Source organism: Halopseudomonas salina (assembly GCF_008641105.1).
The window spans coordinates 73,731-93,851 of record NZ_VTTI01000002.1 but is presented as its reverse complement, the minus strand read 5'-3'; the positions used below and the strand labels follow the sequence as shown (position 1 = coordinate 93,851).

Annotated in this window: 16 protein-coding genes; 7 read left to right on the top strand and 9 right to left on the bottom strand. The window is 58.6% G+C overall.

Annotated elements, in window-relative coordinates:
• Positions 1–131: 131 nt before the first annotated feature.
• Positions 132–3,008 (bottom strand): AsmA family protein, encoded by a 2,877-nt coding sequence (locus FZF01_RS03905; protein WP_150276827.1) that lies wholly within the window; start codon positions 3,006–3,008, stop codon positions 132–134.
• 98 nt (positions 3,009–3,106) lie between these two features.
• The gene (locus FZF01_RS19380) at positions 3,107–3,277 is read right to left on the bottom strand and encodes a hypothetical protein (RefSeq protein ID WP_188434445.1); all 171 of its coding nucleotides are present in this window, start codon (positions 3,275–3,277) and stop codon (positions 3,107–3,109) included.
• 164 nt (positions 3,278–3,441) lie between these two features.
• On the opposite strand from FZF01_RS19380, the gene FZF01_RS03900 reads away from it, so the two are divergent.
• The 4 genes from FZF01_RS03900 (at position 3,442) to FZF01_RS03885 (ending at position 5,279) form a co-directional block, all read left to right on the top strand.
• Positions 3,442–3,810, top strand: coding sequence for a hypothetical protein (locus FZF01_RS03900; protein ID WP_150276826.1), 369 nt, complete (start codon positions 3,442–3,444; stop codon positions 3,808–3,810).
• Between the two features lie 255 nt (positions 3,811–4,065).
• Positions 4,066–4,269: a DUF3185 family protein gene (locus FZF01_RS03895; protein WP_150276824.1), complete on the top strand. Its 204-nt coding sequence runs from the start codon at positions 4,066–4,068 to the stop codon at positions 4,267–4,269.
• Between the two features lie 11 nt (positions 4,270–4,280).
• Positions 4,281–4,892 carry a DJ-1/PfpI family protein gene (locus FZF01_RS03890; protein ID WP_150276823.1) on the top strand — a complete coding sequence of 204 codons (612 nt, stop codon included), beginning with the start codon at positions 4,281–4,283 and terminating at the stop codon, positions 4,890–4,892.
• A gap of 45 nt (positions 4,893–4,937) precedes the next feature.
• Positions 4,938–5,279, top strand: coding sequence for a zinc ribbon domain-containing protein YjdM (locus FZF01_RS03885; RefSeq protein ID WP_150276821.1), 342 nt, complete (start codon positions 4,938–4,940; stop codon positions 5,277–5,279).
• Positions 5,280–5,287: 8 nt separating this feature from the next.
• On the opposite strand, the gene FZF01_RS03880 is transcribed toward FZF01_RS03885, so the two are convergent.
• From FZF01_RS03880 to FZF01_RS03865, 4 genes are read right to left on the bottom strand one after another with little or no spacing between them, the layout of a single operon-like run.
• Positions 5,288–5,752, bottom strand: coding sequence for a DUF3429 domain-containing protein (locus FZF01_RS03880; RefSeq protein ID WP_150276820.1), 465 nt, complete (start codon positions 5,750–5,752; stop codon positions 5,288–5,290).
• Positions 5,753–5,800: 48 nt separating this feature from the next.
• A complete protein-coding gene (locus tag FZF01_RS03875) occupies positions 5,801–7,870 on the bottom strand; it encodes a transglutaminase family protein (protein ID WP_150276818.1) in 2,070 nt (689 codons plus the stop codon).
• Positions 7,867–8,817 (bottom strand): DUF58 domain-containing protein, encoded by a 951-nt coding sequence (locus FZF01_RS03870; RefSeq protein WP_150277104.1) that lies wholly within the window; start codon positions 8,815–8,817, stop codon positions 7,867–7,869. The genes FZF01_RS03875 and FZF01_RS03870 overlap by 4 nt, the downstream gene beginning before the upstream one ends.
• Before the next feature lie 5 nt (positions 8,818–8,822).
• Positions 8,823–9,740, bottom strand: coding sequence for an AAA family ATPase (locus FZF01_RS03865; protein ID WP_150276816.1), 918 nt, complete (start codon positions 9,738–9,740; stop codon positions 8,823–8,825).
• 203 nt (positions 9,741–9,943) lie between these two features.
• Between FZF01_RS03865 and FZF01_RS03860 the strand changes: the two genes are divergently transcribed.
• Positions 9,944–10,825, top strand: coding sequence for an alpha/beta hydrolase (locus FZF01_RS03860; RefSeq protein ID WP_150276815.1), 882 nt, complete (start codon positions 9,944–9,946; stop codon positions 10,823–10,825).
• Here FZF01_RS03860 and FZF01_RS03855 read toward each other — a convergent pair.
• Together FZF01_RS03855 and rmuC are read right to left on the bottom strand one after the other, a co-directional pair.
• Positions 10,792–12,147, bottom strand: a complete 1,356-nt coding sequence (locus tag FZF01_RS03855) for a TAXI family TRAP transporter solute-binding subunit (protein WP_150276814.1) — start codon at positions 12,145–12,147, stop codon at positions 10,792–10,794. The genes FZF01_RS03860 and FZF01_RS03855 overlap by 34 nt on opposite strands.
• A gap of 67 nt (positions 12,148–12,214) precedes the next feature.
• On the bottom strand, positions 12,215–13,789 hold the full coding sequence (gene rmuC / locus FZF01_RS03850; RefSeq protein WP_150276813.1) for a DNA recombination protein RmuC: 1,575 nt from the start codon (positions 13,787–13,789) through the stop codon (positions 12,215–12,217).
• Between the two features lie 264 nt (positions 13,790–14,053).
• Between rmuC and FZF01_RS03845 the strand changes: the two genes are divergently transcribed.
• Both FZF01_RS03845 and FZF01_RS03840 read left to right on the top strand, forming a co-directional pair.
• Positions 14,054–15,868, top strand: a complete 1,815-nt coding sequence (locus FZF01_RS03845; protein WP_150276811.1) for a DUF1302 domain-containing protein — start codon at positions 14,054–14,056, stop codon at positions 15,866–15,868.
• A gap of 17 nt (positions 15,869–15,885) precedes the next feature.
• Positions 15,886–17,259 (top strand): DUF1329 domain-containing protein, encoded by a 1,374-nt coding sequence (locus tag FZF01_RS03840; RefSeq protein ID WP_150276809.1) that lies wholly within the window; start codon positions 15,886–15,888, stop codon positions 17,257–17,259.
• Positions 17,260–17,358: 99 nt separating this feature from the next.
• Here FZF01_RS03840 and FZF01_RS03835 read toward each other — a convergent pair whose 3' ends face one another.
• Entirely contained in the window at positions 17,359–20,088 is a 2,730-nt protein-coding gene (locus FZF01_RS03835; RefSeq protein WP_188434446.1) for a LuxR C-terminal-related transcriptional regulator, read from the bottom strand.
• Between the last annotated feature and the right edge of the window lie 33 nt (positions 20,089–20,121).

Genomic DNA, 20,121 nt, shown 5'->3' with positions numbered 1-20,121 from the left:
AACCCGGGGATGGGCAATCTGGTTGCCCGTGTCCCAAGGCTACGCGTGGGCTGATCGGGAAAAATTGATACTGGTCAATTGTGAAAAATTGTCTGCAATGAGCAGTCTGCTGCTACATTGAAATTCCGCTTTCACCGCGCTGACTCATATTCACTCAATACCTGGCGGCACCCCGGCCCGACGCCTTCGCCCATACCCGCGTCCACCCAGGGCAGAATTGCCAGTGGCGGAGCCACCGCCAGGCCGATAACACTGGCAACCCCCCTGGCGAACAGCTCGGTACTGGTGACCTCGACACTGGGAGAATCCAGCGTGCCTCGCAGCATTACCGGAGAGTTGGCGGTAAATACGCTGACATCCTTGGGGTGGCCCTCGAGCTCCATATCGATCTGCTCGGTGCTCAGGTCAATAGATCCTTTACCGGTAAAGTTGCTGTCGTCGGTATCCATGAACAACTGCGACAGGTCCACCATCCCTCCATCGGCCTGCAGCCGAACGTAGGCACAACGGATCGGCACCTGATCGGCCTCGGCCAGGGCGGCCACCAGGGCCTCCCCTGCGTCCAGGCCCAGCAGTTCCAGGGCCAGCATATCCAGATGCCCGCCTGACATTGCCAGTTCCAGCTGGCCATCCGCGCCAGCCATGAAATCAGCCATCGATAGCCCGGTGAAACTCATATCCGCCTTCCCGCCGATGATGCCAGCCGAATCCCGGGCAACGTCTGGAAAATCGTCGCGCAGCAGCGGCTTGAGGTTCACACCAGTGGCGGACGCATCAAGCTGGCCTGTCACCTCAGCTCCACCGGCGTCGATGCGGATATCAGTGTCCACGGTCCCGCCGCCCAGACCAAATCTGAGAGGCCGCAGATTGAGCTGCCCATCCTGCAGGTCCATTTCCATCTCGAGTTCCTGCAAAGGCAGCCCTTTGGCATACACGTGGGCAGCGGTCAGGTCGACCTCTGCGTCCATGCGGCGCAGCGCCTCCGGACTCCAGGGCTCATCGGAAAAGAAGCGACCGGACTCTTCCTGCCGCCGCGCCTCACGGCGCTGTTCTGCCGAGGCCACTTCTCCTTCGCCGGTACCGGGCGGGCTGCCCCATAGCGGACGCAGATCATCATAATCCAGGCTTTCCGAGTACAGTGTCGCCCAGATCTTGGGCGGTTCTCCGGTACGCAGCCGCAGGTCTCCCGAGAGCTGGCTTTCGCCAAAACCGCCACTGAAGTCGGTCAGACGCAGTATGGGGTCATCCCAGCGCAGCCGTCCCTCGATGTGATAAGGCGGCAATGATGGCAGGCTCAACTGGGTAATCTCGTTGATCCGGTCGGGATTGGGTCCTTCGAGCCGGAACTGCGTATCCACCGACGCCAGTTCCAGCGGCCTGACGAGGGTGCCGTCTACATAGAGCGTGGTATCCCGAGAGGCGAGCGTACCTTTCACCGGATAGGGTTTCTGGGCCTCGGTCAGATCAAGCAGCGGACCGAGCTCAAGATCGAATCGAAAGGGCTCGCCGTTGCGAAAGCCGGTGCCCTTTGCCTGCAGGCCCGGCACCGGGTCGTCGGGCAACTGCCTGGAGTCCGCCTGCAACTGGATACTGAATTGCTGGGCCGGAGCGTCATAGGCCACCTCGGTCTCGTGCAATGTCATCACGCCCTCGCGAAAGCGTATATGCAGGTCGCCATCCAGCGTACCGAGGTCGGTCGAGCGGATTGGCTCCAGCGCATCGCCCAGATGAAACTGCTCGACCTGGGCATTGATCTCTCCGGTCACATCATCCTTTTCCAGCAGCAGCGATCCACTGGCTTGAAATTGTCCGTCGCCCTGTTGCGCCTGCAGTTCAGAGACATTCAGTTCTCGCTCGTCGAGGCTGGCAGTGAGGGTCAGATTGCGCAGTGAATGGTTGCCGTAGAGCAGCTCGTCCACCTTCAACGCCAACTCGATTTCACGGCCTCGCAACATCTCGAATTGATCGGCGAGACGCTCGGCAAGTGGTTGTTTGTTCTCACTTTCAGGTTGTTGCTGCTCGGCGGTTAATCGTTCCAGGACGTTCCAGCGATTCAGGTCCAGACTGGTTGCGTGCAGCTGCGCATCCAGACGCAGCGGGTCTTCGAGGACCAGGGTCATCTCGCCGTCGATATCGGTTTCGGCAGATTCAAGCTGCAGCTCCTCGAGCATCCAGCGCGGTCCGTCACGCTCCAGCCGGCCCTGCAGCTGGAAGGACGGGAATGCCAGATCCGGATAGCCGAACATGGTTGCCAGCTCCGTTTCCTCGGGTGCTGACAATTCGAAACTGCCTTGCATGACCTGCGGCTGCAGCGGATCACGCGCCTGGCCATCGAAGCGCACCTGCAGCTCGCCCAGATTGCCCTCGAGCCTGAGTGGATAGGCGTCCTCTTCGTCAAGCGCCTCCAGCGGGGCCGCGCCCCAGGCATCGAAATGCAGCGGTTTGCCTTGCCACTGGCCCTCCCCGCTAACCATCAGACGCCGATCGCTGTCTGCCGCTGTTCGGGTCGCAACGCTGGCTTCGATTGACGCGTCCAACTGCGCATCCTGATAGGTCAGCCGCCCGTCCTCGATCGCCAGCGTATCGGGCACCATGGGTGGCTCGTTGTCATCTTCGCTGGTCAATTCACCCCAATTGGTCGTGCCGTCCGCACGCCGGGCCAGATGCACGCGGGGTTGCTCCAGAATCAGGCGCTGCATGCCAATTTTACCGCCCAGCAGATCTCCCATCGCCGGTGCAAACTCAAGCGTGTCAATGTTGACCATATACTCGTGTTCGGCCCATTCGGTATTGGCAATGCGAATGCCCTCGATCGTGAATACCGGCGGCCAGCCCCACTCGACCGAGATATCCGCTATGTTCACTTCGCGGCCTTCCAGTCGCTGGCTTGCCTGATCCTCGATCCAGTTGCGCGCCCATTGGGATTCGGGCACGAAATACACCAGGGTACCGGCAGCCAACAGCAGTAGCACCAGCACGATCAGCATGACTTTGGCTGTTTTACCCACCAGAACGCTCCATCCCGAGTAGTTTGCCGAGAGACGAGTCAGGCTCAACAGGTGCAAAAAGCCCGCTGAAAAGCGGGCTTCCTACCCACACACCTTCATCAATCGTCCTTGTCCTCTTCCTCCAGGTTCTCGCGTAGCTTGGCAGGGTCCACCTGGTTGAGATTCTCCCCGTCGACGGGCCCCTCCAGGTTCTCCAGCGGCTCCTCCTGGTCCGGGGTGGGTTTGTGCGGCAGGTTGTTCTCGCCAGGATGCTTGTGGTCTTCGCTCATGCTGTCCTCCTTGCCTCGGATGTCTTCTAGGTGTGACGTCGGAATAAGGTGAGGGTTCACCGCTTTCACTGTGAATGAAGATCAGCAACCGTACCGATAGCGGGTGAAACCCCCAGGCCGCCGGGCGGTCCAAACTCTCAGCGCTCAGAGCAAAGGAGTTGATAATGGACTTGGGAACGCTCTCCCTGTGGCAGAACATCGGGTTGTTTGCCCTCGCTGGCGTGGTGATCCTGTTCACCGGCACCTGGCTGGCAGGGCTCGCTGATCGCTTCGCCGACCGCACAGGTATTGGCGAGGCCATGGCAGGCAGCGTGTTCCTGGGCATGGTCACCTCGCTCCCGGGGCTCACCACGTCGATAACCGCTGCCCTCGATGGCAGGCCCTCCCTGGCCATCAGCAATGCCCTGGGCGGGATTGCAGTGCAAACAGCGTTTCTCGGATTGGCGGATATAAGCTACCCGCGGATCAATCTGGAACATGCAGTCGCGTCAGTGCAGAACATCATGCAGATCGTCCTGCTGGCAATTCTATAGGGATCGAGAGCGTGCTCATGCTCTCGCTTTATGTAGGCGGCGCCGGGGTATTAGCCTTCACCGACTTCGGTGGCTGACCAGGAGGGTAGCGCCAACGCAGCAGGACTTCGGCCACTACACATTCGCCTGTGCGAATGTCCACTCGAAGCTGGTAACCGCTGTATTGATGACGTAGCTTTTTGCAACTGGCTTCTTGCCACTCTCAGGTCGTGCAATACTGCCCGGGCACAATACACCAGGGATAAGGCTCCAATAATGAAAACACAGCAGATAATGGGTATCGCTCTACTGGTCGCAGGCTTGATCATGCTGTTCTTTGGCTGGCAATCATCACAATCGGTGGGGGAGCAATTGGTAGAGACAGTAACCGGCCGGTATACCGACAACACCATGTGGTATTTCATCGGTGGCGCCGTCGCCAGTGTAGTGGGGATTTGCCTGTTGGCCATCAGGAAATAGTGGAGACATTCATGGACGAAGTACGAACGGTGCAGGTGGGTATTTTCGTATTCGAGGACGTGGAAGTGCTCGATTTCGCCGGCCCCTTCGAAGTCCTTACCACTGCAGCACGAGTGTGGGCACGCTCCCATCCCCAGGACCCGCCGTTATTCAATGTAACCTTGCTTGCTGAAACCACATCGGTTCGGGCGCGGGCCGGATTACTGGTGCACACTGACCACTCCCTGGAGGATGCTCCCCATCTGGATCTGCTTGTTATTCCCGGCGGCGTGGTCACCGATGAACTGGAAAAGCCGCACGTCATCAGCTGGATCAGGGAAGCCGCTACGCAGTGTCTGGTAGCTTCGGTTTGCACTGGTGCCTTTCTGGTAGCCAAGGCGGGATTGCTCGACAACCGCCGCGCCACGACGCATTGGGAGGACATCGACGATCTGCGCGAGCAATTTCCGCAGGTGACGGTACTGTCAGACCAGCGATGGGTGGACGAGGGCAGAGTCGTCAGCTCCGCCGGCATTTCCGCCGGGATCGACATGAGCCTGCACCTAGTCGAGCGCCTGGCGGGCCGTGATCTGGCGATAGCCACTGCACGGCAAATGGAGTTCGATTGGACAGAGGCCGATTGACTGGTCATCATTCCGCCTCCCAACCAGTCAATAGCCAGGTACCCCATGAGTGATTTACCACCCTGCCCCCAGTGCCAGTCCGAGTATACCTACCAGGATGCAGCGATGCTGGTCTGCCCAGAATGCGGCAATGAATGGTCAGCCGAAGCCGAATCCGGATCAGTTGGCGGCGCGGCGGTCATCCGCGATGCCAATGGCAACCCGCTCGAGGATGGCGATGTGGTCACCGTGATCAAGGACCTCAAGGTCAAGGGTACTTCGCTGGTAGTCAAGGTCGGAACCAAGGTGAAGAACATCCGCCTGGTAGACGGCGATCACGATATTGATTGCAAGATTGACGGTATCGGACCGATGAAGCTCAAGTCCGAATTCGTCAAGAAATCCTGATCGACCGGCTATCTGTTCACCCAGGTTGCCAGCCAGGCAATCAGCAGTGAAGCGATTACCACGAAGCTCAGTGGCTTGCGTAATGCCGGGTACCAGACCGGCGCCAGACCGTGGTTGACCGCCCAGATGTCTGCAAAATACAGTCCGGCAAAGGCGACAAAAAACACGGGTAGAGCCAAATCGATGGGTAGGCTCAAGGCTACCCAACCCAGCAGTGGGGGTATGACCGACAGGCCCAGTTGCACTGGGGCCTGATCGCTGGCCTCGTCCGCGCGCATGGCCAGGCCCCAGTGAATCGCCCCCATGAAAGCGAGAATCACTGCAGCGTAATTGAGCAGTTCCTCCATCACCCGCTCCCGCCATGCCTCGGGGGTCACCCATAGTCCCAGGGCTGCGCTGACGAAGGGGATCAATCCGGCAAGCCCGAGTCCGACTGCAAGGGGGGGCGGTTTGATAGCGCTGAAAGGATGCATGGGTGCTCCGCTGCAAGATTGAAAACGCCAGGGTGGCGGCAAGCCTCATTATAGGCGGGTGGAACGTCCGGGCAAGTCGTCCGTATCAAGGGATGCGATGCGACCAGGTGGCAACCTGCGAGGCAAAGACCTGGTCAGCATGCGCTCGAGATTGTGCAGCTGCCCCTGCATGGTGCGATCAGCTCGGCTCTCGCTCGCATAGGTCTGACGCACATACTCATCGAAGTACGCCGCCAGTTCCGCTTTGCTGCCGGGCAATGCACTACTCAAGCGTGCTTGCCAGTCACGCGGTCCCTCGCCCCGTTTGGCCTGCAAATCCAGCCGCTGTAGCCGTCGATCCAGCCGTGCCCAGGATCGACGCCTTGGATCCTGCGGCATGCGCCCGGGGCGCAGCGTCCACAATGCCAGGGGGATCATGACCAAAGCGGCACAGGCCAACAGAATCACACCGATACGTTGCCAATCAGTGGTTCCCAGCCAGCGCTGAAAGAATCCCGCCTGGCTGTCGGATTGAAATCCCAGCACGCGCAACTGCCATTGAAAATTGATCTCGTCCCATTGCAACCGGATCCTGTTGACCCAGTTGATATCCCGGTAGCGGGCAGCTGAGAGTGGCGAGTCCTCGAGAAAGCTGCCCTCGCCCTGAAGTGCCTGCTGGATGCCGCGCTCGATGCGCTGCGGTGCCACCTGAAAGGTAGGGTCGACCGACGTCCAGCCTTGACCGGGCAGCCAAGCCTCAACCCAGGCATGGGCGTCAAACTGGTGCACCAATACATAGTTTCCCGCAGGGTTGATCTCGCCACCCTGATACCCAGCGACGATGCGCGCAGGAATTCCCGCAGCGCGCAGCACGAAAGCCATGGCACCAGCGAAATGGGCGCAGAAACCGCGCCTGGAATCAAAGAGAAACTCATCATTGGTATTCACTCCGAGCGTTTCGGGTCGCAGGGTGTAAAAAAACGGTTCCGAATTGAAATAGCGCAGGAGCGCCTGGACCAGCTCGGCGTCATCGGGGTATTGGTTGCGCAGTTCGGCTGCAAAGGCCCTGCTACGCGGGTCTACCTCCTCCGGGAGTATCGTGTACAGGCGCTGCTGCGTTTCGGTCAGCCCTTGTGGCTCAAGCAGGCTCTGTTGGTAGGAGGTGGCCCGATAGCTGGTGGTATCGCTGAGCGGCCGGCGGGAGCGAAGCATGAAGTCCCGGGTCAGTACCAGCCTTTTATCCTTGGTAGTGGCTCCGCGCAAGCTGAACACCCAGGGCTGCTGGGTAGCCCGCGTGGTTACCTGATAACCCATGGGCTCGCCAAGCGGCTCCCAGTTACCGGGCTCTGCACGTGAGGCAAAATCCAGATGACTCCACCTGCGGCCATCGAAGCTCGATAGCGTCAGTGCACGCCAGTAGAGCGTATCGTGGGCGGGAATCTCTTCATCGAACTGAACACGAAAAGCCAGCTCACTTGACCGGGCAAGATCGGCTATGTCTCCCGGCGCCATACTTTCTGCAAGCCCGGTAGTTGCACGGCCGCCGGGTGTATCCACAGACCAGAGCGGCCCGATACGCGGGAAGAGAAAGAACAGCACCAGCATCAGCGGCACCGCCTGCAATAACAGCACCGACCCGGTGCGCAGCGCACGGGATGGGTCGTTACGCCCCGCCGTCTGCTGCAGACCTACCAGCGCCGCAACGAGAACCAGCAGGGAGAACAACTGATACAGCGCCAGCAAGATCGACTGGTCGAACAGAAACGCGGTAGCGACAATAAAGAAACCCAGGTAGATCACCACGATCGCGTCACGGGGGTTGCGCATCTCCAGCAGTTTGAACATGAACAGCAGAAGCAGCAGCATTACCGCTGCATCCAGGCCGATTAGTGTTCGCTCGGTAAGCCAGACGCCGGCCCCAATAGCCACAATCCCCAGGGTCTTGAATATGATTCCGGGGTAAGCCCAGCGCATCCGCTGGATCTGCACGCGCCAGAGGGCGCACCCAACCCATATGACGGTAACCCACAACGGCAAACGCGGCAGATGCGGCAGCAGCACGACAATCTGCGCAGTGAGAAGCCAGGCAAGGCTGTTTCGCGGTATAAGGGTGTGGGTCTTGTGTGTTGTCGATTTCATTGCCCGCTCCCGAATAATGCCAGGGTGCGCAGGCAGCGATCGCGGTGTTGCACCCCTATACCAGGATCGATGCGCGTCTCACCCACTTGCAGACCATAAGGCTGGCCTGCCTGTTCCAACTGCATGACCCAACCAGCGAGGTGGCTCAAGCGCTGCTCCATATCGGCACCGGGCGTGTGGGCCAGATCAAGCCAGTGCGTTGTTCCCGCCGGTTCGGCAAAAACCTTGCTGTGCAGGCCCTGGCCGCGGGAATAAGCCCGCCAGTCCAGGCGCCGGCGCGAGTCGCCGGGCTGATAGTCGCGCAGCCCCTGAAAATCGTCCGTACCTTCGGCCAACAGCTGTTCGGTTTCCCCCTCCCCTCCAAGGGCCAGCGCCGGAAGTGGCAAACTGATAGCCCGTGGATAGACCAGCACCTGCCAGTCCAGGTCCACAAGGCTCCAGGCAACAAACCAGCCAAGCGGATAACGGGTCTCGATTCGCAATCGCCCGGGCTTCAACCACCCACGCTTGCTGCTAGGGTAGTACAGGGTGATGCGCGACTCGCCATTGCGCTCTATGTCGATCTGACGTGATTGAGCATCCGGCCAGGAAAACACCAGGGCCTGGTGCTCGTGCCGTGGTGCGAGCAGATTCAGATCAAGGGGCGCCATTTCTCCGGCAAACACCGGGCTGCTGCCTGCGGCATGTACTTCCAGACTTGCGAGGTTGCGGTACGTGTGGTGTAACGACACCCAGAAGAGACTGCCCAACAGAAAAGTCACCCCATACACCAGGCTGTTCTGATAGTTGATCGCGCCGATCAACATGATCAGCAGCAGTAGCAGCAGCGCCAGCCCGGCGCGCGTGGGCACAATGAAGATTTGCCGATGTGACAGGGTCATCCGCGCAGCGGCCGGAATGCGTCTTGTGAGCCATCTGTCGAACAGGCTCCTGGCGCGTTGCTGCACGGACTTCAAACCGCTTCCACCTCATTCAGCAGCCACTGGGCCAGACCGCCACCGCCGTGGCCTGCCGGATCTTCACTGGCGCGCAGGCGATGGCTGACTACCGACGGCAATACGGCCTGCACGTCCTCGGGGATCACGTAGCTGCGATGCTCGAGCATTGCCCAGGCGCGGGACGCGGCCAACAGACCGAGGCTGGCGCGCGGCGACAGGCCCCAGGCACATACCTGGCTTTCACGGGTGCGGTTAACCAGCCGGAGTATGTAATCAATGATTGCCGGGCTGGCGGTGATCTGCGGCACGCTCTCCTGCAGGCTCTTGAGAGTCGCGCGGTCCAGCACCGGCTCCACGCGACCCAGACGGGCATTGCGATCTTCACCCAGGAGCAGCGCTTTCTCGGCGGCTGGCCCCGGGTAGCCCAGGGACAGGCGCATCAGAAACCGGTCAAGCTGAGACTCGGGCAAGGCATAGGTACCAGCCTGGGACACCGGATTCTGGGTAGCTATAACAAAAAATGGATCCGGCAGTTTCCGTGTGGCCCCGTCAACCGTCACCTGATACTCCTCCATCGCCTCCAGCAATGCGCTCTGGCTTTTTGGAGTGGCACGGTTGATTTCATCGGCCAGCACCAACTCGGCAAAAATCGGCCCTGGATGAAAGACAAACTGGGCCGTATTGCGGTCGAAAACCGAGGTGCCGAGAATGTCGCCGGGCAGCAGATCGCTGGTGAACTGGATACGCTGATAGCTCATGCCCATGACCCGTGACAAAGCCTGGGAAAGCGTGGTCTTGCCCATACCAGGCAGGTCTTCGATCAGCAGGTGGCCACGAGCAAGGATGCAGGCTACGGCCAGTTTTACTGCATGCTCCTTCCCCATCACTACCTGATCTACAGCCGCCAGCGCACGATTCAACACATCCTTCATGTTCGATCCTTATTCAAAGCTTCTGGGTGCTCAAGGCTACATATAGTCAAGGCATGTTAGGTTTGCTGCCGGCCGGATAGAAGGCGCACGCAACGACTTGTAACAGCTTGTCGATTGAACTCACTGCGCCCTGATCCATTCTCAAGCCTTGCACCAGTGAAAGTTCACAGTCAAAACTACGTCAAGTTCAGGGATCGTGCACCATGTCCATTCGTTCGGCAAAAATTCTACTGGCTTTGCTGGCAGTTCTCAGCACCGCCTGTTCACCCCTTGCGCCGGTAAATCTTCTGGTGCCCGATGACACCTACATTTTGTTGCCAGACCAGGCCTACGGTGAGAATGATCGGCAAAAGCTCGATGTCTATATGCCACTGGAGGGCGTGGCCGAAGCGCCCGTAGTGGTTTTTTTCTATGGCGGCAGCTGGCGGAACGGTGATCGGGCAGATTACGCCTTTGTCGGCGAAGCCCTGGCGTCACGCGGCATCATCACCGTGGTAGCTGATTACCGGGTGTATCCGGAGGTCACCTACCCCGCCTTTGTCGAGGACAGCGCCGCAGCGACCGCCTGGGTGCGCAAACAACAGGATACCTGGCAAACCCGACGCCAACCCTTGTTCGTCATGGGGCACAGCGCAGGGGCCTATAACGCGGCCATGCTCGCCCTGGACGAACGCTGGCTCGGAGAACACGGCATGAGTCCGCAACATTTGGCTGGATGGATCGGCTTGTCCGGCCCCTATGAATTTCTGCCAATCATCAATCCGGACGTCAAGCCCATCTTCCATCATCCCGACACCCCAGAGACGTCCCAGCCCTATTACCATGCCAGGCCTCAGAGCCCACCGGCGCTGTTGATGGCGGCCACACCTGACAAGCTGGTCGATCCCCAGCGAAACACCGGCCAATTGACCGAAAAGCTGCGCAGCGCGGGGACTGCGGTTGAAACCCATTACTACGAATCACTGCACCATTTGACGATCATTGTGGTGATGGCAGACCCGCTGCAATGGTGGGAGCCGGTGGTTGATCAGGTGCAGGAGTTTGTCATGCGTCATTCCAGCTCGTCGTCCGCAGCGGATTCCTGAGAGCTGGCGCGCATGCTTTCCAAACGGTTAATCATGTAGCGCACGTGTAAATGCAGGCTGTATAGCTCATGGGCATAGGACAGGGGAACATCGACCTGGGTCAGCTCATCCTGCAGTCGATGCAAGCGTTCGACCTGCTCCTCAAGCACGCCCTGTATCCGGCCCTGGTGAATAAGCTTGTCGACCTCCCGCAGCTGGGCATACCAGCGAAATACGCGGGCACGCATACGCCAGCTGTAGATCGGTCCCATGCTGCGCAGCAAAGGCACCATGATGGCGATGAATGGAATCAGCAACACCACATAGCGATCAACGATTGACGCTATCCAGAACGGCAGATACCGCTGCAGAAAAGGCACGCCCTGGCGATGGTAATAGTCCGCTTCACCAGTCAGGGTCAGCTCTAGAGGTTTGGCGGCGGGAAAGGCGCCAGCAGGATCGAGCAGGTTGCCCTCACTGAGGACCTCGCGTGATGCTTCCAGCACCAGGGAAGTCAATGCCGGGTGAAAAGTCTCGTTGGCGATCAGGGTAGCCACGGGCGAAAGCAACTCAAGATCCTGGCGCGGCACGTTGCCAGCGATATCCAGCAATCCCTCGGTAACGGTCAGGTGGTCCAGAAAGGTCAACCTGGCCGCGTAGGCTCGCGCCCGTGTGAGGCTCACCAGCTCCAGACCGGGGTCGGATATCAAACTGGCTATGCGCTCATTGTCCGCCGGCAGAACAAAGAACGCCGCGTCAAGCTCGCCATTCTGCAGCGCCTCGGCGGCAGCCTTGCCAGGCAATTTCTGCCAATTCCCGCCGTCCAGATTCTGGAGCCTGCCCGCATCGCCATGGGCCTCGAACAGACTGCCCACCACGGCCCAGGTGCCGCTGCCTTCGCTGCCAACCGCCAAACGCTTGCCGTGCAGGTCAGACAGCCGTTCAACCTGCAGACCAGCACGTTGAAAAAGCCACAGGGGCTCATGATACAAGGCAGCCAGGCCTTCGAGCTTTTTCAACCTGGAGCGCTCTATCAAGCGGGTCGTCCCGCTTTGGATCAACCCCAGCTGCACGTCGGGAGAATCAGCGGTAAGCCGCTCCAGATTATCCATTGAGCCGCGGGTGCTGTGCAGCTCCAGCGTCACCCCATCCTCGGCCAGGCGCTCCTTGAGCGCCAGCCCGAACTGGTGATAACCGCCACCCTCACCACCTGTCACCATTGCGATGTGCCGTGGCGGTGCTGGATCGAGAAAGCGGAACAGCACCCAGATCAACATCGCTACCAGCGGCACAATCCACAGATTGGCGCGTACAAATAGCGCGCCCTGCTTCAGCACATTCATCCAATTCCCCTGCGCCTGTTTTTTTCAGTCTATACACTGGGTTTGGCCAGGGCGAATCGAGTTCTGATCAGTTGATGTCGCCCGGAACGTCATGACCCAGTTCAAGATCTGCCCGATCGCGCCAGGTTTCGCCCAGCTCCGCCTTGACCGATACACCCAGATCCTTGAAGTCATTGACCTGTTTCACAAGGTTGCCACGCCCACCAACCAACTGATCACAGGCCTTCTGATAGGCATCAGACGCCTTTTCCAGACTCTTGCCGATGCCATCCATGCTCCCCAGAAAGGTGCGCAGCTTGTCGTGCACCTTGGCAGCCCGCTCGGCGAGCTCTGCGGTGTGGCGATTCTGATCCTCGAAGCGCCACAACTGGCGAACGATATTGAGACTGGTCAGCAAGGTAGTGGGCGTGGCGACCAGCACGTTCTGCTCGATGGCTTTCTGAAACAGAGTCTCATCAGCCCTGAGCGCCTCGACAAAGGCAGATTCGATCGGAATGAACATGAAAACCATCTCCGGCGCGTTCAAGCCGGGCAAATCAAAGTAGTTGCGATCAGACAGCTCACGAATGCGCTGGCCGATGGCCTGCACGTGCTCGGCCAGGGCGATGCGGCGCTCGCTATCGTCCTCGCTGTTGATATATCGCGTGTAGGCGTTGAGTGACACCTTCGCGTCGATGATCAGATGCTTTTCCTGGGGCAGGTAGACCAGCACATCCGGACGCTGACGCTGGCCTTCGCTGTTGGTCATGCTCACTTCGCGCTTGAAATCCTTGCCTGCCACCAGCCCTGAACGTTCCAGCACGTTCTCCAGGATCAGCTCGCCCCAGTTGCCCTGGGTTTTCTTCTGTCCACGCAAAGCCGTGCTCAGATCATGGGCTTCCTGGGTAATCTGCCGGTTGAGCTCCTTGAGGTGGTTGAGCTCACTGGCCAGGGTCGCCTGTTGCTGCGTGTCCTTGTGGTGTATGTCCTCGACCTTGAGGCGAAATTGGTCGATCTGCTCACGGAAGGGTTTGAGCAGGTTATCCAGGGACTGCTGGCTCTGTTGCGAGAATGCCTGCCCCTTGGCTTCGAATATCCGGCTGGCGAGCTGTTCGAACTCCAGTTTGAGCTGGTCGCGACTGTCCTTGAGCAACTGCTGTTGCTCGGTAAAATGCTGCTGACGGTGTTCGAGGGTATTCTGCAAGGTGGAATGCTCAATCCCCAGAGCCTCATGGCTGGCCTGCAATTCCTGCAGTCGAGCGTTGAACGCATCACGCTCCTGTTTAACCGATTCCAACTGGCGGCTCTGCTCCTCGCCAAGCGTCTGGGCTTTTTCAGCCCGCACCTGCCAGTCATGGGCCTGCCGCTCCAGCTCACTTTGTCGCGTTTGGCCCTGCCGGTGTTGTTCGCGCAGGGATTCGACATTTTCGTGCAGATGTTCGAGACGTACCTGGAGTCCCGCGCGTTCACTGTGCTGTTGATGCGCTTCAAGCTGCAGTTGCTGGCAGAGCTCGCGCTGTTGCTCGGTTTGGCGCCGAGCCTCTTCGAGCTCGCGTTGCAGGCCTGCCTGGCGGCGCACCTGTAGCCATGCCGTCAACGCCCAGCCCAGCAACAGCACTGCACTGACAATAGCCAACTGAATCTGCGCGTCGGTTAGGGGCATTGATATTTCTCCTTGTCTGATGGCGCGCATTATCCCGGTTTACTCACTGCTTTGTAACCTTTGCACCAGAGCCCAACACGACTGTCGCTGAATCCGGGGGAGCCTTCCCCCCCATTAGGGGGGTACATCACGACCATACAGGCGACTAGTGTCGTAAGGAGTGCGGTGGCCTGCATGGCGGGCCATCAGGAAGGCTGAACATAAAGCCAGCATGCACTTGCCAAGGGTTCCCAATAACAACAAGCGCCCGGCGCGAGGAATACCATGACTAGAACAACAAAAACGCAAAGCTTCAATGTCTTGCTCAAGCCATTGACCGTGGCTGTAGCAATAGCCCTTTCCCTACCCGCCCATGCAGCCCGATTTGATCTCGGCGAAATACAGGGCCAGTTCGATTCACAGATGTCGGTAGGCACCAGCATTGGCACCAGCGACATCGACGACGATCTGATCTGGGTCAACAACGGAGGCAAAGCCAACGCCGCCAACTCCGATGATGGCCGCCTGAACTTCAAGAAAGGCGAACCCTTCTCGACCATTTTCAAAGCCACCCATGACCTCTCATTGCAATACGAGAATACCGGCGTGTTTGTGCGGGGCAAATACTGGTATGACTTCGAAACCAAGGACGGCAGTCGCGAACTCTATGATGTCAATGATAGCGGACGTCGCCAGGCAGCCAAGTCATCCGGCGGCCAGATTCTGGATGCTTTCATCTATCACAACTACAACATCGGTAACCTGCCAGGCTCCGTTCGCGTAGGCAAGCAGGTGGTCAGTTGGGGTGAAAGTACCTTCATTCAGAACAGCGTAAACAGTATCAACCCGATTGACGTAGCGGCATTCCGCCGCCCGGGCGCCGAGATCAAGGAAGGCCTGATTCCGGTCAACATGCTTTTTGTTTCCCAGAGTCTGACCGACAACCTGGGTATGGAAGCCTTCTACCAGCTCGAATGGGATCCCACCGTACTGGACAACTGTGGCACCTTCTTCTCGTTTACCGACTCGGTGGCCAAGGGTTGCGGTCAGGTAGGTATTGGCGGCTCTCAAGCAGCAGCAAACTCACCGCTGAACCCCTTCGCTTACGTACCGCGAACCAAAAATCGGGAAGCAAGTGATAGCGGTCAGTTTGGTGTTGCCTTCCGTTTGTACGTAGACAGTCTCAACCAGACCGAATTCGGCCTGTTCGCGATGAACTATCACAGCCGTAATCCGGTATTCAGTACTACCGCTGGCACGGGCGCTGCTAATCCGGGCGGCTTCGGTTTCAACAATGATACCAATGCTTGGGAGATCCCGGTCGACGCCGCTTATTACATCGAGTACCCAGAGGATATCCGGCTTTATGGGGTCAGCTTCCAGACTAACCTGGGCGGCATGTCAGTATCGGGTGAAGTCAGCTATCGCCCTAATCAGCCACTGCAGATCAGCACGAACGATCTGGTAGGTGCTGCACTTGGCGCGGCTGGCAATCCGGTTTCTCCAGTCAACTCCCAGGGTGTGGGCGGATCCGTATTCGGCGTACCGGCAGCCCCGGGCACTGACCTGCCGGGCTACAAGCGTATGCCCGTCACCCAGGCACAAGTCACCGTTATCAACTTCATTGACAACGTCTGGGGCGCTGACCGTCTGACCATGGTGGGTGAAGTGGGTTACAACCACATCGGGGGTATCAAGAGCAGCCCCACCGAGCTGCGTTTTGGCCGTGATTCGCTCTACGGCTCCGGCGAACTGCCGATACCCGGTCTGTGTGAAACAGCGCTCAACGCCTCCCAACCCAAATACTGCAACGACGAAGGTTTCTACACGCAGCATTCCTGGGGCCTGCGCACCGTGGCATCACTCGAGTACCGTGGCTTTGCAGGTGTTCAACTGACACCCAACGTCGCCTTTGCCTGGGACGTGGAGGGCTATGGCCCGAACTTCAACGAAGGATCAAAGGCCGCCAGCATCGGCCTGAATGCCCTGTATAACAACAAATACAACGCCAGCATCAATTACACGAACTTCTTCGATGGCGATTACAACGCCATGGTCGATCGTGACTTTATTGCGCTGAGCGTTGGTGCGAACTTCTGACCTGGATGGAGAACAATATGAAAGTAATCAAGAACCTGGGTCGCCAAACCTTTGCCGTGCTTGCTTTGAGCAGCCTGGCAATGGCGGTATCGGCGGCAGTATCGGTTGAAGAGGCAGCGACACTGCAAACAACGCTCACGCCCATGGGCGCCGAGCGCGCGGGTAACGCCGAGGGCACTATTCCAGAATGGACTGGCGGCCTGCCAACCGATGCAGCATCCGTAAGCGAGAACGGCTTTTTCTCGGACCCCTTTGCTGATGATCAGAAGCTGTTCACCGTCACGGCAGACAACGTAGAGCAATATGCTGACCAGATCAGCCCCGGCCAGTTGGCCATGTTTGCCCGCTATCCCGAGACCTATCGCATGCACGTTTATCCGTCGCGGCGCAGTAACACCGTGCCGGATGAAGTGTTCGCAGCAGTGGCGCGCAACGCAGTCAATACCGTGACAGTGGAAGGTGGCAACGGCCTGGAGAATTTTGACACCGCCTACCCTTTCCCGATCCCCAAAACGGGTGTCGAGGCGGTATGGAACCATATTACCCGCTACCGCGGTGGCAGCTTCAGCCGCACCATCGCACAGGCCACGCCGCAGGCGAACGGCTCCAATACCATGGTGGTATTCAAGGATGAATTTACCTTTGCAACGGCACTGACTGATTACAACGCACAAACCAACCCTAATCTGATGTTCTATTTTACCCAGCGCGTTCTCTCGCCTTCGCGTCTGGCCGGTGACGTATTACTGGTGCACGAGTTTATCAACCAGGTCAAGGAACCGCGTCTGGCATGGATCTATAACGCCGGCCAGCGTCGCGTGCGCCGGGCTCCCCAGGTGGCCTATGACGGTCCAGCCTTCGGCTCAGACGGCACCAGAACCTCCGACAATTACGACTTCTACAATGGCGCGCCAGATCGCTACAACTGGAAGCTCATTGGCAAGCGCGAGATGCTGATTCCGTACAACAACTACAAGATCGCTTCGCCGGATATCAAGTACGACCAGATTATCCAGGCCGGCCATATCAATCAGGACCTTGTGCGCTACGAAAAGCACCGCGTATGGGAGGTCGAGGCCACTCTGCGAGAAGGCCAGCGCCATGTTTACGCCAAACGTCACTTTTTCATCAACGAGGATAACTGGCAAGTGGCGGCTCTGGATCACTACGACGGTCGTGGCGGCCTCTGGCGTGTAGCAGAAGCTATCGCCTTGCAGCGTTACGACGAAAAGATCCCCAGCTATGCAGTCGAAACCCTGTATGACCTTCAGAACGGCCGCTATGTGGCACTGGGCATGACCAACGAAGAGCGTGAGAACTACGACACCAACTTCGAGGCATCGTCCGCCGATTACACCCCCAACGCCCTGCGCGCCTCGGGTATCCGCTAGAAAAAAACCGCCGCTCCGGTCATGCCGGGCGGCGGTTTATTTACCCGAAAAGTACAACGCCTCTTCTGCACAGGCTCCCTGCCCGTCCTGCAAATCCCCTCAACCAGTCTGCAGCATCACTGCTGCCTGAGCACGGTTATCTACCTTGAGTTTGGCAAAGATACTTTTCATATGGGATTTGATGGTTTCTGGTGTTACGTTCAGGTCACGTGCGATCTGTTTGTTCGATTTGCCCTCGGCCACCAAGTGCATTACCTGGCGCTCTTTCACAGTCAACTCAAGCAGAGCTGCATTGCACACGGTTACCGCTCCCTCATCGGGCAGATTCTCGCTGAACCACCCCTGAGCGCCGGTCCACCATTCATCCGACACCTTGCCCTCCAAAGCACCACATAGATCCGCTACGGGTAAATCCTGCAGCACACTGATAGCCCCGGTCTCACGCACGACGCCAAGTACTTTGCCAAGCAGATTTTCGCCGCGCTCTCTTTCACCCTGTATGCAACACAACACACCTGTCGCCAGGGCAACTTCTGCATACATAATCTGCAACTGCCTCTGTTCAAGCTCGGCAAGTAAAGCAGCGCTACTTGCCAAAAGGCCAGCTTTCGACTCCAGCCCATTGACGGCCAGCCAGAGCGCACCCAGATGTGCGTACACCTGGCGATCCAGACTCACGTCTTCGCCCTGTTCGGCAGCCAGTTCCACCAGATAGTGGCTGCACGCAATAGCCTCGCGGTGCTTGCCATCGCGCAGGTTCAACCAGGTCCGCTCCAGCAGTACCCTGGCGCGTAATCGCGTCCATTTGCGCTGTGTTGCCAATACATCGAGCTGCTCGAGGGTCCGCCGGGCACGGGTCGCGAATCCTCTCCGCCACTGCAGGCGCGCACTGGTGCAATAGGCCGCGGCCATGCAGTCGAGGAATCCACCCATGGCGATAAAATCCATGCACTGGGCCAGATAAGACTCGGCCAACTGGCTGTCCCCGCGCAGGTAGGCCAGTTGCGCCAACAAGGCCTGAGGTAACGCCACAAGAGCCGGATTGGGTCGATTGAGGCTGAGATCAAAGGTCTGGTCGATCCGCGCCAGCAGAATGTGAAGACATTCGGTTGCAGGACCTATACGGCCCTGGGCAGACTCCGCCAGGGCATGAATCGATTGCCGATAGCAATCATGGAACAGCAGGTTCGGTGTCGGACTGTTGTCCAGCAGACTTGGCGGTAGCGTGTAAAACGCATCCCAGCGGCTGGCGTGGTAATGGCTGCAACTCATCAGATTGAGCAGTACGTTCGTCACCCAGGGACGAAGCGGCACGGCTTCGAAACAGCTGACTGCAAGCGCTCCGGAGCGTTCATTGTGATCTGCCAGACCCAGCAACATGGCATTGAGGGCCTGCATTTCCCAATACAGAGGACGCTTCTCGAGCGTACTTTCAGGACCCGTCCGGCTTTGCACTTCCGCTAGCAATGTCTGCGCAGCATCCACTTCAAGGGCGAGCCCCATGGCCCATGCCCGCGCCATTTTCAGTTGGATTGGGGCGTCGAACTCCTGAAGCTTCCAGCGCTTCTCAAGCATGACCAGAGTGGTGAAATCTCCCTGTTCAAGCAATTCCATTGCGCACTGGTTTATCCACTCCCGCACCGCTTCTGTATGGCCACTTTCAAGCCCTAGACGAATCGCGTCCAGCCAATACTCGTGCAGTGCAAACCAGCTTGCCGCGCGCAGTAGCAGGTCACGGGCAGCCAACTCATCCTGCTCGATGCACTCTTTCTTCAGGTAGCTGCGAAACAACGGGTGCAGGCTGAACCAGTTTTCACTCTCGTCCAGAGCGCTGATAAACAGTTGGCGTTGTTGCAACAGGGTCAACATTTGGCGCGCCCGAGGCGCTCCGAACAACTCGGTAAGCAGACCAACACTGAACTTGTCGAGCAATCCCAGTTGATACAAATGCTCGCGACTGGAGGCTTCCAGAGACTGCATCAGCTCATCAAAGAGAATACAGATGCTGCGCGTGGCCAGTCGCGGCCGACCACCAGGATTGATCTGTGGCGTCAGCAGGAAAGCACGCAAGGAAGCAATCCAGCCATCCGAACCCTGCTGAATCGCGCTTAGTTCGCCAGCCTGTTCCAGCTCCACACCGGCCTTCTTCAGGAGGTCGCGGGTCTCATCCAGAATGAACCGCAGGTGATGGCCATCCACCTCGAGCAGGTCATCGGCATACAGGTGTTCCAACAAGGCGTTGGGCAGTTCGCGGCGCCCAATGAGCACTACGTGCAGCAGATCGGGAGCCCGCTGCAGAAAGAAACGCAATGCACCGACCAGAACGCTGTCGCTGATACGATGAAAATCGTCGATAAAAAGCACCACGGGCCGGCCGTAGCCTGTCAGCTCATTAATCAGCAGGCTGGCCAGGGTTTCCATGGTGAAAAAGGTCAGCTCGGCACGCAGGCTCAGACAGGCCCGCCCAACCTCAGGCGCAGCTTGATTCAGAGCCGCAGCCAGGTAGAAAAGCACACGCTGGACTGACTCATCCTCCTCGTCCAGTGACAACCAGGCAACAGTATGACCCTGGGAGCCAAGCCGATCTGCCCAGATAGTCGCCAGGGTTGTCTTGCCGAATCCGGGAGGCGCCTTGAGCAAGGAAAGACGTCTTTCGGCTACCTGAGCCGCCATATCCTCGAGACGCGACCGGGGCAGAATACCTCGCCCCAGGCGTGGCGGTATGAGCTTGGTGGAGAGCAGCAGGGGTACGTCGTTGCCTGGCTTTGTGGATTCATTCCCCACGTCGCCGGCGGCTATAGGAATTATGGCACCGCCTTTCATATTCATAAGGTCAGTCATCCTGGTTCACACGGGCCGGGT

Bases quoted from the DNA above. Each gene is read 5' to 3' on its own strand.
- rmuC (WP_150276813.1), bottom strand. From the start codon at position 13,789: ATGCCCCTAACCGACGCGCAGATTCAGTTGGCTATTGTCAGTGCAGTG.
- FZF01_RS03835 (WP_188434446.1), bottom strand. From the start codon at position 20,088: ATGAATATGAAAGGCGGTGCCATAATTCCTATAGCCGCCGGCGACGTG.
- FZF01_RS03840 (WP_150276809.1), top strand. From the start codon at position 15,886: ATGAAAGTAATCAAGAACCTGGGTCGCCAAACCTTTGCCGTGCTTGCT.
- FZF01_RS03875 (WP_150276818.1), bottom strand. From the start codon at position 7,870: ATGAAATCGACAACACACAAGACCCACACCCTTATACCGCGAAACAGC.
- FZF01_RS03895 (WP_150276824.1), top strand. From the start codon at position 4,066: ATGAAAACACAGCAGATAATGGGTATCGCTCTACTGGTCGCAGGCTTG.
- FZF01_RS03890 (WP_150276823.1), top strand. From the start codon at position 4,281: ATGGACGAAGTACGAACGGTGCAGGTGGGTATTTTCGTATTCGAGGAC.
- FZF01_RS03855 (WP_150276814.1), bottom strand. From the start codon at position 12,147: ATGAATGTGCTGAAGCAGGGCGCGCTATTTGTACGCGCCAATCTGTGG.
- FZF01_RS03880 (WP_150276820.1), bottom strand. From the start codon at position 5,752: ATGCATCCTTTCAGCGCTATCAAACCGCCCCCCCTTGCAGTCGGACTC.
- FZF01_RS03860 (WP_150276815.1), top strand. From the start codon at position 9,944: ATGTCCATTCGTTCGGCAAAAATTCTACTGGCTTTGCTGGCAGTTCTC.
- FZF01_RS19380 (WP_188434445.1), bottom strand. From the start codon at position 3,277: ATGAGCGAAGACCACAAGCATCCTGGCGAGAACAACCTGCCGCACAAA.
- FZF01_RS03845 (WP_150276811.1), top strand. From the start codon at position 14,054: ATGACTAGAACAACAAAAACGCAAAGCTTCAATGTCTTGCTCAAGCCA.
- FZF01_RS03900 (WP_150276826.1), top strand. From the start codon at position 3,442: ATGGACTTGGGAACGCTCTCCCTGTGGCAGAACATCGGGTTGTTTGCC.
- FZF01_RS03865 (WP_150276816.1), bottom strand. From the start codon at position 9,740: ATGAAGGATGTGTTGAATCGTGCGCTGGCGGCTGTAGATCAGGTAGTG.
- FZF01_RS03885 (WP_150276821.1), top strand. From the start codon at position 4,938: ATGAGTGATTTACCACCCTGCCCCCAGTGCCAGTCCGAGTATACCTAC.